At 72.5% G+C, this 12,827-nt stretch carries 12 protein-coding genes; 4 read left to right on the top strand and 8 right to left on the bottom strand.

Going from position 1 to position 12,827, the window contains the following annotated elements:
* Positions 1-45: 45 nt before the first annotated feature.
* Positions 46-1,320 (bottom strand): ATP-grasp domain-containing protein, encoded by a 1,275-nt coding sequence (locus IE317_RS33175; protein ID WP_191315320.1) that lies wholly within the window; start codon positions 1,318-1,320, stop codon positions 46-48.
* Between the two features lie 84 nt (positions 1,321-1,404).
* Between IE317_RS33175 and IE317_RS33180 the strand changes: the two genes are divergently transcribed.
* On the top strand, positions 1,405-2,907 hold the full coding sequence (locus IE317_RS33180) for an FAD-dependent oxidoreductase (protein WP_191315321.1): 1,503 nt from the start codon (positions 1,405-1,407) through the stop codon (positions 2,905-2,907).
* Positions 2,908-2,941: 34 nt separating this feature from the next.
* Here the strand turns inward: IE317_RS33180 and IE317_RS33185 are convergent, their stop codons facing one another.
* Positions 2,942-3,466, bottom strand: a complete 525-nt coding sequence (locus tag IE317_RS33185; RefSeq protein ID WP_191315322.1) for a DUF1360 domain-containing protein — start codon at positions 3,464-3,466, stop codon at positions 2,942-2,944.
* Positions 3,463-4,257, bottom strand: a complete 795-nt coding sequence (locus IE317_RS33190; protein ID WP_191315323.1) for an SDR family NAD(P)-dependent oxidoreductase — start codon at positions 4,255-4,257, stop codon at positions 3,463-3,465. The genes IE317_RS33185 and IE317_RS33190 overlap by 4 nt, the downstream gene beginning before the upstream one ends.
* A gap of 92 nt (positions 4,258-4,349) precedes the next feature.
* On the opposite strand from IE317_RS33190, the gene IE317_RS33195 reads away from it, so the two are divergent.
* Positions 4,350-5,363, top strand: a complete 1,014-nt coding sequence (locus tag IE317_RS33195) for a DNA topoisomerase IB (protein ID WP_191315324.1) — start codon at positions 4,350-4,352, stop codon at positions 5,361-5,363.
* 81 nt (positions 5,364-5,444) lie between these two features.
* The gene (locus tag IE317_RS33200) at positions 5,445-5,774 is read left to right on the top strand and encodes a hypothetical protein (protein WP_191315325.1); all 330 of its coding nucleotides are present in this window, start codon (positions 5,445-5,447) and stop codon (positions 5,772-5,774) included.
* A gap of 90 nt (positions 5,775-5,864) precedes the next feature.
* Here the strand turns inward: IE317_RS33200 and IE317_RS33205 are convergent, their stop codons facing one another.
* A complete protein-coding gene (locus IE317_RS33205; RefSeq protein WP_191315326.1) occupies positions 5,865-6,245 on the bottom strand; it encodes a VOC family protein in 381 nt (126 codons plus the stop codon).
* A 4-nt stretch (positions 6,246-6,249) separates the two neighbouring features.
* Positions 6,250-7,263 carry a YihY/virulence factor BrkB family protein gene (locus IE317_RS33210; protein WP_191315327.1) on the bottom strand — a complete coding sequence of 338 codons (1,014 nt, stop codon included), beginning with the start codon at positions 7,261-7,263 and terminating at the stop codon, positions 6,250-6,252.
* A gap of 53 nt (positions 7,264-7,316) precedes the next feature.
* Between IE317_RS33210 and IE317_RS33215 the strand changes: the two genes are divergently transcribed.
* Positions 7,317-7,784: an SRPBCC family protein gene (locus IE317_RS33215; protein ID WP_191315328.1), complete on the top strand. Its 468-nt coding sequence runs from the start codon at positions 7,317-7,319 to the stop codon at positions 7,782-7,784.
* 249 nt (positions 7,785-8,033) lie between these two features.
* Here the strand turns inward: IE317_RS33215 and IE317_RS33220 are convergent, their stop codons facing one another.
* The 3 genes from IE317_RS33220 to IE317_RS33230 all read right to left on the bottom strand — a co-directional run bounded on the left by IE317_RS33220 (position 8,034) and on the right by IE317_RS33230 (position 12,819).
* Positions 8,034-9,626: a phytoene desaturase family protein gene (locus IE317_RS33220; protein WP_191315329.1), complete on the bottom strand. Its 1,593-nt coding sequence runs from the start codon at positions 9,624-9,626 to the stop codon at positions 8,034-8,036.
* Between the two features lie 18 nt (positions 9,627-9,644).
* Positions 9,645-10,718, bottom strand: a complete 1,074-nt coding sequence (locus tag IE317_RS33225) for an NAD-dependent epimerase/dehydratase family protein (RefSeq protein ID WP_191315330.1) — start codon at positions 10,716-10,718, stop codon at positions 9,645-9,647.
* Between the two features lie 76 nt (positions 10,719-10,794).
* Positions 10,795-12,819, bottom strand: coding sequence for a CocE/NonD family hydrolase (locus IE317_RS33230; RefSeq protein WP_191315331.1), 2,025 nt, complete (start codon positions 12,817-12,819; stop codon positions 10,795-10,797).
* Between the last annotated feature and the right edge of the window lie 8 nt (positions 12,820-12,827).

The raw sequence follows: 12,827 nt of genomic DNA on the forward strand, positions 1-12,827 counted from the left end.
GTTCGGACTGTCCGAACGCGACCCCCGCCTTTGCGCGCCCGCGGGTCAGTCCTGCGCGAACTCGAACGGCAGCGCGTCCACGCACGCCTGGTACTTCTGCACCATCTCGTGTTCGGTGTGCCCCGCAACGAACAAGTGCGCCAGCTCGAAGCTGTAGCTGTCCTGCTCCGGCAGGTCCGACAGCCGCTGCCCCACCTCCGGCACGATCTCGATCTGGGTGCCGTCGATGCGGTTCTGCACCGTCGCGATCTCCTCGGGCGTCGGCACGCGCGTCACCACGCCGTCCTCGAACCGGCGCAGGTACCACTTGCCGGCGATCTGGTAGGTGCCCTTGTGCGGACGGCGGCCGGGGTCCTGGCCCAGGCCGAGCTGCACCATGATCTCGTGGTTGGCGACACCGTCGACGAACTCGAACAGTTCCGCGTGCGACTGCGAGTGCCGCGGGTTGATCTCGAGCAGCGCCACCTGCCCCGACTCCGGGTCGCAGAAGAACTCGATGCTGAAGGTCGCGTTGTCGAAGCCGATCTGCTTCATCACCCGCTCGGCGACGTCCCGCATCCGCTGGATGGGCTCCTCCGGCAGCTGCGACGGGTACTGGTGGCGCAGGAACGAGGAGCTGTCCGGGTAGTTGATCGAGTCGAGGGCGCCGTAGACGGTCACTTCGCCCTGGTGGACATAGCCTTCGATGGCCGCCTGGACCCCGTGCAGCGCTTCTTCGGCCAGGCACGCCGCGCCACCCACGCGGGCGATCTCCGGCGGCAGGTCGACCTGGTCGAGCACGTAGCCGAACGGCTCCCCCACGCGACCGACCCCGGCCCGGATCTCGGCCACGGCGTCGGCGAATTCGGTGTCGTTCTCGGCCTTGAAGGCGAGTTCGGAGGAGAAGGACTTGACCGGCTTCAGCCACATCGGGTAGCCGACGCCCTCCGGCGGGGTGGGTTTCTCGTCGTCGAGGTCGACGATGCCGAAGTTCGGCAGCTCGTCGATCACCTTTCTCTGCTCCAGCCGGCTCCAGTACTTGTGCTCGCACTTCAGCACCGCCTCCAGCGAAACGCTGGGCAGGCCGTACCGGGCGCACAGGATGGGCACGAGCGACGCGGCCGGGAAGTCCCAGTAGCTGACGATCGCGCCGACCTCCCCGTCGAACGCGTCCAGTTCGTGCTGCGCCGTCTTCAGCAGCGCTTCGAAGTCGATGTCGCCGTGTTGTAGCTCTTCGGGGGTCAGGAGGCCGTGGAACCGGTAGCTCCCGGCCCACGGCAGGCGATCCAGTACGCGCTGGTTCTCCTCGTCCAGGCCGATCACGAAGATGTCGGTACTCATGCCGAAGGGCTACCCGAGGTGCCGAGCGGCCGAAACGGGGCCGGATGGCCCGTTTCGCGGCGCCCGCAGCGGGCATCCGCAGGTATGACAGCCCTGCCCGAACCACTTTCCCTGTGGGTCGAAACCGCTCCTGCCCCGGATCGCACCGGCGTCCCGGTGCCGGAGTCCGCCGACGTCGCGGTACTCGGCGCGGGCATCGCCGGGCTCACCACCGCGCTGTTGCTCGCGCGGGCCGGCCGATCGGTCGTCGTGCTGGAGGCCGAGCGGGTCGCGGCCGGGGTGTCCGGCCACACCACCGCCAAGGTCAGCGCCCAGCACGGCGCCAAGTACGCGGATCTGACCTCCCGCCACGGCGAGGGCGCCGCGAAGGTCTACGCCGGAACGCAGGCGGCGGCGTGCGAGTGGATCGCGGCCACCGCGGCCGAGCTGGGCATCGACTGCGGCTTCACCCGCGCGGACAGCTACGTCTACACGACGCAGGAAAAGACGGTGGACTCCCTCAAGCAGGAAGCGGATGCGGCCGCCGCGGCCGGCCTGCCGGCGTCGTTCACCGAGGACGTCGCGCTGGACGTGCCCGCGCTCGGCGCCGTGCGGACCACCGGGCAGGCGCACTTCCACCCGCGCCGGTGGCTGCTCGGCCTGGCCGCCGAGATCGAGCGGGCGGGCGGCACGATCGTCGAACACGCCCGGGCGACCGCGCTCAACGGGCAGACCGTCCGGACCTCGCGCGGTGACGTCGTGGCGGGTGAAGTCGTCGTGGCGACCCACTACCCGGTGCTCGACCGCGGGCTGTACTTCGCCCGGCTCGACCCGGTGCGCGACCTCGTCGTCGCGGGCCCGGCGGACGGCGGCACCGCACCGGAGGGCATGTTCCTCGACGCCGACACGCACCACTCCGTGCGCGGGTACACCGAGCAGGGCACGCCGATGGTGATCGCCGGCGGCGAGCACTACCGGGTGGGCGCGCACGTCAACGTCGAACGCCGGTACCGGCGGCTCGCGGACTGGGCGGACGAGCACGCCGGCCTGCACCGCGTCACGCACCGCTGGTCGGCCCACGACATGTCCACGCCCGACCTGATGCCCTACGTCGGCCGGTACCTGCCGGGGACGAAGAACCTGTGGGTGGCCACCGGGTTCGGCCAGTGGGGCATGACCGGCGGCACGGCCGCGGGCCACGTGCTGGCGGCGCGGATCCTCGGCGAGGCGCACCCGGCCGCGGACCTGTTCGACCCCAACCGCTTCGACGCGCGTTCCGTGCTGGAGGTGGCCCAGGACAACCTGACCGTCGCGAAGTACCTGGTCGGCGACCACGTCGCCGCGCTGTGGCGGTCCGAGAAGCTGGACGACCTGCAGCCCGGCGAGGCCGAGGTCGTCCGCGTCGGCGGGGAGCTCGTCGCGGCCCACCGCGACGAGGCCGGGAAGCTGCACACCGTCGGCGCCCACTGCACCCACCTGGGCTGCCTGGTTTCGTTCAACGACGCGGAGAAGACCTGGGACTGCCCCTGCCACGGCTCACGCTTCGGCGTCGACGGCGAAGTGGTGCAGGGCCCGGCGGTCCGCCCGCTGCGCCGCGGCCCGGAATGAGCCGGCGGGGGACGTCCCCCGCCGGCCCGCCCGGCTAACCGGAAGCCAGCTTCTTGCCCGCGTCGTAGAGCAGGTGCAGGGCGTCCGCCAGGCCCACGGCGGTCAGCACCGTGGCTGCCAGCCGGGTCGCCCGCGGGGCGATCACCAGGCCGGCGGTCAGGCCGGTGCCGATCCAGACGTTCAGGCAGAACGGGCACGACACGAGCTCACCGACCGCGTGCTCGACGTGCCCCTTGCCCGGGACGGACTCGTTCAGCTCCGTCGCACCCGCGGACTCCTCGTAGCGGGTGAACGGGGCCCGCAGGGGGCTGGTGACGGCCGCCTTGCCCAGCATGCGGCTGGCCTTGAACGTCGCCGCACCCAGCAGCGCCGTGTCGCCGGCCCCGAACCGGTCCGGCAGCCGGGCCCCGAGCGCGCGGCCGAGCACGGTGAGCCCGCCCACCAGCGCACCGTAGGCACCCATCGCGCCCAGGTAGCCGGCCAGCGGCCGATCCTCGTCACCGGCGTAGCTGCGTTGAACGTCCTTCGCCTTCTCGGTGACGTCCTCGATGACGCTCATTCGTCCGCCGATCCGGGCTGCATCATCTTGCCCTGTTGCTTCGCCTTGGCCTCGTCCGGCAGGAAACGGGAACCGGCTGCCTGGAGCTTGTTCTTCACCGCGCCGGGGACGATCTTGTCCTTCCCGGCCATCAGCGCTTCGTAGCCGGCTTCGGCGATCTCGGCCGGGGTGTCCTTGTCGCCGGCGGCGAGCTTGGTGTCCTCCATGTCGGCGCGTTCGAAGAACTCGGTGTCGACCGGGCCGGGCAGCATCGCGGTGACGGTGACGCCCTTGTCCTTCACCTCGGCGCGCAGGCCCTCGGAGAACGACGTCAGGAACGCCTTCGAAGCGGCGTAGACGGCCTGGTAGGGCGCCGGCGAGGTGCCGGCGATCGAGGAGGTGAACAGCACCCGGCCGTGGCCGCGGCCGACCATCCCGGGCACGACCCGCTTGGTGAGGTGCACCGCCGAGCGGACGTTCAGGTCGACGACCGTCAGCTGGTCCTCCAGCCGGGTGTCCCCGGCGAACTCGCCGTTGATGCCGACCCCGGCGTTGACCGCCAGCGCTTCGACCGGGCGGTCCGCGAGCCGGCGCACGAGCTCTTCCACCCCGTCCGGGGCGGCGAGGTCGGTACGGACCGCCTCGACCTGCGCGCCGCACGCGCGGACCTCGGCGGCGGCCGTGTCGAGCTCGGCGTCTTCGGCGGCCAGGACCAGGTCGAAGTCGTGCCGGGCGAACTGCTTGGCCAGCTCCAGCCCGATGCCGCTCGACGCGCCGGTGACGACGGCCAGTGGCTTGGTTGCGGTGGTCATCCATGCTCCTTCCGGTGCTCCGGTCGTCGGCTACCCACCGCCGCGGGCGGCAATCATGGTTTCCCGGTACGCGGGGTGGGTATTTCGCGGCGGTGGGACGCACCAGACTCCGGCGCAGTGACCTGCGCGGCCCGGGCATCAGGCGGATCCGCCGCGGCCGCGGGTTCTCCTATGCCATGCCCGACGGCTCGCCGGTGACCGACGAGGAGATCCTGACCCGGATCAAGGAGCTCGTCATCCCGCCGGCCTGGAAGAAGGTGTGGATCTGCCCCTACCCGAACGGGCACGTCCAGGCGGTCGGGACCGACGACGCCGGGCGGCGCCAGTACCTCTACCACGAGCAGTGGCGGCGGGACCGCGACGAGGAGAAGCACGACCGCGTGCTGCAGATGGCCCGCCGGCTGCCGCAGTGGCGCGAGTCGGTGGCGGCGGACCTGGCCGGTCGCGGCCTGACGCGCAAGCGGGTCCTCGCGGCGGCCCTGCGCATGCTCGACCGGGGCATCTTCCGCACCGGCGGCGAGGAGTACGCGGAGGAGAACGGCACCCACGGCGCCGCGACCCTGCTGCGTGAACACGTGGCCGTCCGCGGAAACGAATGCCGGTTCTGCTACATCGCCAAGGGCGGCCTGAATCGCGAGGTGGCCATCTGCGACGCGGAGCTCGCGGCGGTGATGAAGGCGCTGCTGCGCAGCCGGTCCGGCAGCGACCGCCTTCTGGTCTACCGCGAGGGCGGCACGTGGCACGAGGTGCACGCGGCCGACATCAACGAGCGGTTCAAGGAGCTCGCGGGCGAGGACTGCACGGCGAAGGACATGCGGACCTGGAACGCGACGGTCCTGGCGGCGGCCGCCTTCGCGGCCGCGGACCCGCCGACGTCGGAGACGGCCCGCAAGCGCGCGGAGGCGAAGGTGATGAAGGAGGTCTCCACGGCGCTGGGGAACACGCCGGCGGTCTGCCGGTCGTCCTATGTGGACCCCCGGCTGGTGGAGGCGTACCGGGCGGAGCGCACGATCGCCCCGGCGCTGAAGCGCGCGGCGCGGTTGGACGGTGACGAGGCCAGGGCGGTGCTGGAGAGGGCGTGCGCGCGGCTGCTGAACGCGTCGTGACGGTGTGGAGTGGGAGGAACGGTGGGATCCATCCGAACGTGTACTGGCCCGGGGCGGCTCCGGTCGGGGAACCTGGAGGGGATGACAACTTCCGCAGTCCGCTGGCGCGCGTCGATCGCCCTCACCGTGGGCGGCGACGGCCCGGTGTCGAGCATCGTCGAATCCGACCACGGGAGCGAAGGGTCGGCGCGGGAGTGGGTCGAGCGGAAGCTGCCCCGGACACGGTTCCCGGCGTGGATCCCGGCGGCCCGGCGGAGTGACGGGGTCGAGCTGTTCGGGCGGGTGGCCCGGGGCCGGGTGCTGGCCGACCAGCTCCTACCGATGTGGGAGTCGGAGGCGACCCCGGTGTGGCACGCCGACCGGGCGGGCGACCAGGTCCAGTGGCGCCGGTGCGCGGCCGGGGAGAGCTGAACTCGGTTCCGGCAGCCGGAACATGCCCCCGAAGAACTTTCGGTGCTTCGGTCCGCACTGTCCCCGACGCCCCGAGCGCCGCAGCCGGGCTCAGGCCGGGCCCACGTCCTTGCGCAGCAGGCAGAACTCGTTGCCCTCCGGATCCTGCAGGACCACCCAGGACTCCTCCCCCGTCTGCCCCACGTCCGCCGGGCGGGCGCCCAAGGCCGTCAACCGCGCCAGCTCCGTCTCCTGGTCCGTCCCCGCCGGGCTCACGTCGACGTGCAGGGGAAGCTTGCCGGCGCGCGGGTTGTCCGTCTGGGCCAGGATCAGCGTCACCGCCCCCTCGCCGAACCGGGCGCCCGCCGGACCCAGCGCGAGGCCGTCCGGCTCGTGGCCGATCACCTCGTAATCGAGGACCGCGCACCAGAACTCCGCCAGGCGGTCGGGGTCGTGGCAGTCCAGCACCAGTTCGGTGATCCGGCAGGCCATCGGCTCACTTCCGTTCGGACTCCGCCACCGCCGCGGCTTCGTCGTCGTCCATCGCCTTCGTGTCCCGCGGCGGCAGGAACGGCTCCTCCTGGTCGTCCGCGTGGCCCGCTTCGATCGTGCGGCCGCGGGCCAGCTCCGCGTCCAGCTCGGCCCCCAGCAGGATCGCGAGGTTGGAGATCCACAACCATACAAGGAACGCGATCACCCCGGCGAGCGAGCCGTAGGTCTTGTTGTACGAACCGAAATTCGCGACGTACAGCGCGAAACCGGCCGACGCCAGCACCCACAGCACCACCGCCAGCAGCCCACCCGGCGTCAGCCACTTGAACCCCGGCAGCCGCACGTTCGGGCCCACCCAGTACAGCAGCGCGAACGCCAGGCTGACGAGCAGCGCGATCACCGGCCACTTCGCGATCTCCCACACGAGCACACCCGTCGAGCCGAGACCGATCAGGTCACCGAGCCGGCGGGCCACCGAACCCGTCGCCACCACGCCCAGCGCGCACGCCGCCAGCAGCACCACGATGCCGATCGTCAACGCGATCCGCAGCGGGATCGTCTTCCACACCGGCCGCCCTTCCGGCATGCCGTAGATCGCGTTCGACGCCCGCATGAACGCGCCGATGTACCCCGACGCCGACCACAGCGCCCCCAGCAGGCCGATGATCGCCAGCGGGCCGGCCAGGCTGCGCGAACCCGCCAGCTCCTTGATCGCGCCGACGAGGATGTCCTTGCCCTGGCCGGGGACGATCTGGTTGACGTTGTCGATCACGGTCTGGATCTTGTCCGGACCGAGCAGGCCGAGGATCGCGGTGAGCACGATGATGCCGGGGAACAGCGACAGCACGCCGTAGTAGGTGAGAGCCGCCGCCCAGTCGGTGAGGTTGTCCCGGTTGAACTGCTTGAACGTCCGCTTGAGGGCCGCACCCCACGACCGCTTCGACAGCTGTCCCGGTCCTTCGGGTTCTTTTTCGTGTCTGGCCACCGCAGCCACCTCCTGCTCAGTCCCGGCGGGCATACCCCGTCCGGGAGTGGGTATGCCTGTTTCGTCACCCGAACCAGGAGGAAGCCGTGCCCGAGGTCAGCCGCGTGATCGACGTACCACCCGACGCCGTGTTCGCCGTACTGGCCGACGGCTGGCTCTACGCGGGCTGGGTGGTCGGCAGCTCCCACATCCGAGACGTCGACGAGGACTGGCCCGCGGTCGGCTCCCGGATCCACCACAGCGTGGGCCCGTGGCCCCTGCACATCCAGGACGTGACGGTGGTCCGCGCGGTCGAGCCGGGCCTGTCCCTGTCACTGGAGGCCCGCGGCTGGCCCCTGGGTGCGGCCGCGGTGGGCCTGACCCTGGTCCCCCACGGCGACGGGCAGACGCTGGTCCGGATGACCGAGCACATCATCCGCGGGCCCGGCAAGGTCCTCCCGGAGGCGGTCCAGGCGCTCATCGCCAAGCCCCGCAACACGGAGTCCCTCGCCCGCCTCGACGACCTGGCCAGCGGCAAGTACGCCCGCGCCCAGCACGGCCACCCGAACCCGTAGCCGGATCCGCGCGAGCCGGGCGGCCCGGCCGGTCGGCCCGCGTGGTTGAACGGTCGGCTTGCGTACCGGAACCGTCGGCTTGCGTACCGGAACCGTCGGCTTGCGTACCGGGAGGGTCGGCTTGCGTACCGGGAGGGTCGACTTGCGTGCCGGGAGGGTCGACTTGCGTGCCGGAACGGTCGGCTTGCGCGATGGGGTGGTCGATACCGCGCGGGCCGACGCGCCTGTGACCCGCGCTCCGGCGCGGACTCAGCCGTAGATGGCGCGATGGGCCGCTCGGATCACCGCGGCGTAGCCGCCGCCCAGCAGGCCCGCCCTGGCCAAGGCGGCGCGGGCCGCGTTCGCTCCCGGGCCGCCGTGGACCGCTCCGCCCGGGTGGGCCGAGGCGCCCGCCAGGTACAGCCGGTCGACCGGGGTGTCCGCGCGGCCCGTCCCCGGCACCGGGCGGAAGAACAGCTGCTGGTGGATCGCCGTCGTCCCCGCGTTGATCGCGCCGCCGACCAGGCCCGGGTTGTGGCCCGCCAGCTCCGCCGGCCCCTGCACGTACCGGGCCTTGATCAGCCCCGTGAACCCCGGGGCGTTCGCCTCGACCGTCTCCTCCATCCGCTTGACTCGCCGCTCCAGCGCGCCCCGGTTCTCCATCGCGCCGCGCGGTACGTGGGTGTACGCCCACGCCGCTTCCGTGCCCGCCGGCGAGCGCGAGGGGTCGCTCGTCGTCATCTGGCCCAGCAGCAGGAACGGCCGGCGCGGGGTCCGGCCGCGGGCGAGCTCGCCGCCGAACGCCGAGAGGCCGTCGAGGTCCGTTCCGAGATGGATCGTGCCCGCGCCGCGGGCCGCTTCGGCCGTCCACGGGATCGGGCCGGACAGCGCCCAGTCGACCTTCACCGTCCCGCTGTCCCATTCGAACTTGCCGAGATCGGAAACCAGCCGGGACGGCAGCCACTCCTCCCCCACCAGTTCGCGGTACAGCACCGGCGCGGGAACGTCGGCCAGCACCGCCTTGCGCGCCCGGACCGGATCGCCCGAGGCGTCGCGCACCCCGAGCGCGCGCCCGCCGCCGACGAGCACCGAACGCACCGGACGTCCACAGTGGATTCGCCCGCCCCGCGACTCCAGGCGGCGGACCAGCGCCGCGGCCAGCTCCCCCGCGCCGCCTTCGGGGACCGGGAAACCCTCGTCCTGGCCGATCATCGCCAGCAGCCAGCCGAACACCGCGCTGCCGGCGTTGTCCACGGACAGGTCGCTGTGCGCGGAATTCCCGGCCACCAGCAGCTTCGCGCCTTCGCCGGAGAACAGCTCGTCGCCGAAGCGGCGCGCGGGCAGCGTCAGCATCCGGGCCAGCCGCAGCGCGTCGCCGGTTCCGGTGCGGCGCAGCAGCTTCAGCGCCGGGCGGACCGGCGGGAACGGTGTGAACAACGCGTTCAGCAGCGGCTCGCGGATTTCGCGCCACTGCGCGAACAACTCCCGCCACGCGTCGCCGTCGCCCGGGGCGAACTCGTCGGCCGACGCCGCCGTGCGGTCGAGGTCGCGGGAGAGCACCGCGCACCGGTCGTCGGGCAGCACGTGCGCCAGCACCTCGGGCGCGTGCCGCCAGCGCAGGCCGTACTCGTCCAGCCCGAGGCCGCGGATCACCGGCGACACCGCCGAGAGTGGGTAGAAGGCGCTGAAGAGGTCGTTGCGGAAACCCGGCTCGGTGACTTCGGCGGTCCGGACCGAGCCGCCGGTGTGCTCGGTCGCCTCCAGGACCAGCACCGACCAGCCCGCGTCGGCCAGGAGGTTCGCCGCCACCAGGCCGTTGTGCCCGGCGCCGATCACCACCGCGTCGACGGCTTCCGTACTCACTGCGGCCTCCCGGCTGCCTCAGGCTTGCGACTGGTGGCTCGGCCCGACCCGGGTGAGCGAGCGGAGCCGGGCCAGGACCCCGTCGCGGCGCGGCGGGGCCAGGGGCGGGCTCGCCGCTCCCGCGCCCGACCGGAGCCCGGTGACCAGGTCGGCGAGCGCGGCCGCGGCGTCATACCGAGGTTGCCAGCCCAGCGCGGTCTCCGCCAGGCCCGGGTCGGCCAGCGCCGCGCGGTCGGCCAGTTCGAGCCAGCCGGGATGCACCGGCAGCAGCCCGCCCAGCCAGGCCGCCCGGGTGGCGAGCTGGACCACCGGCTTCGGCACCGGGACCCGGGTGCCGCCCAGGACACCGGCCAGCGCGTCGGCGTCGAGCACCTGCGGCGCCGCCAGGTTGACCGGACCGGTGAAACCCCGCTCCAGGATCAGCCGGATCGCTTCGGCGACGTCGGTGGTGTGCACCACCTGCGCCCGCAGGTCCGTCCACAGCGGAACCGGCAGCCGCCGGCCGCCGACGAGGTGGGCGGGCACCGCCGGGCCGAGCAGCCAGCGCGCGAACTCCCCCGCCGCGTCCCGGTGCAGGATCGCGCACGGCCGGATCCGCGCCACCTTGACCTGCGGATACTTGACCTCGAACCGGTCCAGCAGGGTCTCCAGCGCGGCCTTGCCGCGGCTGTAGGCGCTGCCGGCGATCCCGTCGCACGGCCAGTCCTCGGTCACCTTCTCCCAGCGCGGCGCCGGGCCGTAGGCGGCCACGGACGAGGCCACGACCACATGCGGCACGCCGGCGGCGGCCGCCGCGGCGAGCACGTGCCGGGTGCCGTGGTCGTTCGTGCGCCACATCGGCGGGTCACCGCGCACCGGCGAGATCGCCCACGCGAGGTGGACGACGGCGTCCGCACCCGCGAACACTTCCGCCAGTTCCTCCTCCGCCCCGGGCAGGCCGACGTCGAGGGCCCGCCAGCCCGCCCGGCGGTAGGGCTCGACGGCCGTGTCCGGCAGCCGCCGCGCGAGCCCGACCAGGTCGTGGCCGGGCTCGAGCGCGTGCAGCAGTGCCGTTCCGACGTTCCCGGTGGCTCCGGTGATCACGATGCGCACCCGAACGGCTTACCCCGTGTCGCCGTCGCGAAACTCAGTGACAACCGGGGCTTCGCCACCCGGACCCCCGAAAGACTCAGACCAGGTCACGGGGAATCCGCCGGTGCCAGTTCCGCGAAACGATCCGGCGGGCTCCGTCGTAGCCGTCGAGCTGCGCGTCGATGACGAACTCGGTGTCCGTGCACGACACGCGGGTGCGGGTCTCGCTGCGCGCCACCCAGTCCCCGCGCGCGAAGGTGACGTCCCACGCGGCTTCCGCCACCGGCGAGCAGAAGTCGTCGGCGACCCAGGTGTACCGCTCGCGGACGTCCCGGGTGACCTCGAGGTCAAGGTCGTCGTACCGGACGGTCCCCGCGTCCTTCACGATGTCCAACGCCGACTGGTAGTCGACCAGGTCCCGTGAGACGGTCCAGCGCTGCTCCCCCGGCGTCAGCGCCGTCACCGACATCGGCGGCGCGCCTTCGGGTTCGCCGAACGGCCGGGCCGGCAGCTCGTCCGGCTCGGCGACCGGGCGCACCGGCAGCTCCAGCGCGCTCTGTGCGGTGTGGACACTCAGCAGCACCGGTGTCGGCGGCGGCCAGGCCAGCGGCCAGTACGACGTGGACAGCGAAAGCCGGATCCGGTGCCCGGCCGGGAAGGCCTGGGCCACGGCGTTCAGCTCGATCTCCACCGGGCACCGCTGCCCCGGCTCCATCGGCGCCGGCTCGTCGTGGCCGTCGCGGTGGGTCAGGTTGAGCAGGCCGTAGGTGACGCGGGTGGCCCGCCCGTCCGGCGCGACGTCGGAGATCCTCGCCGCGATCATCGCGACCGGCTGGTCGGCCGAGACCTCCAGCCGCACCTTCGGGGAGCCGAGGATCTCGCAGCGCTCGGTCAGCACGTCGGTGTCGAAGACCAGCGACCCGCCGTCCTCTTCGCGCTGGTCGTAGGGCAGGTCCGGCGGGGCGCTGTAGGACGCCCACTTCCCGGAGAACTGCCCGACCGACAGCGGCGACGACACGGTCAGGGCTTCGTCGGCGACGTCCTCGCCGGGCCGCGCGAGGCGGTGCGGGGCCAGCGGCAGCTCCTGGGGCTTGACGTGCGGCGACGGCCAGGTCGCCTCGCCGACCCAGCGGCCGGGGCGGTCTTCGTACGACGTCGACGGCGGGACGCTCTCCTGCATCCAGGTGCGCAGCATCGGCCCGTCCATCGCGCCGTTCTCCTCGCCGCGCAGCCAGTGGTCCCACCACTGCACGACCTCCTGGAGGTAGCCGATCGCCGGGCCCGGCTCGCCGAGGTGCGGGTACTTGTGCGACCACGGCCCGATCAGCCCGCGCCGGGGGACGTCGAGGTGGGCCAGCAGCCGGATGACCGCGTTGGAGTAGCCGTCGGCCCAGCCGCTCGAAGCCAGCACCGGGACCTGGACGTCGCTGTAGTTCTCCGACACCGACGCGTGCCGCCAGTAGTCGTCGCGGCGCTGGTGACCGAGCCAGTTCTCGATCCACAGGCTGCAGTTGTCCAGCCGCTCCCGCCACATCTCTCGCCACCGCTCCCCGACAACGGCCGGGTCGGGTGGCAGCGTGGCGTAGGCGAACATCGTGCCGGACTCGGCGACGTTGTCCGACAGCAGGCAGCCGCCCATGTAGTGCATGTCGTCGGCGAAGCGGTCGTCGGTGAACGACGAGATCACGATCGCACGCAGGCTCGGCGGTTTCCGGGCCGCGACCTGCAACGCGGCGAACGCGCCCCAGGAGATCCCCATCATCCCGGTGTCGCCGGTGCACCACGGCTGCGCCGCGATCCACTCGAGGACCTCTTCGGCGTCGAGCTGTTCGCGTTCGAGGTACTCGTCGGCCAGGACGCCCTCGGACTCGCCGGTGCCGCGGATGTCCACGCGCACGCAGGCGTACCCGTGCCCGGCGAGGTAGGGGTGGTGGATGGAGTCGCGGGGCGCGGTGAGATCGCGCTTGCGGTAGGGGATGTATTCGAGGATCGCCGGCACCGGATCGGTGTCCGACGAGACCGGCCGCCAGATACGGGCGGACAGCACGGTCCCGTCGGACATCGGGATCCGGACGTGGTCGGATTCGGTGATTTCGTACGGCAGCGAGGTGACAGCTCGCAAGAGTCGGT

Origin of the sequence: Amycolatopsis bullii (assembly GCF_014654205.1) — a bacterium.
GTDB lineage: Bacteria > Actinomycetota > Actinomycetes > Mycobacteriales > Pseudonocardiaceae > Amycolatopsis > Amycolatopsis plumensis.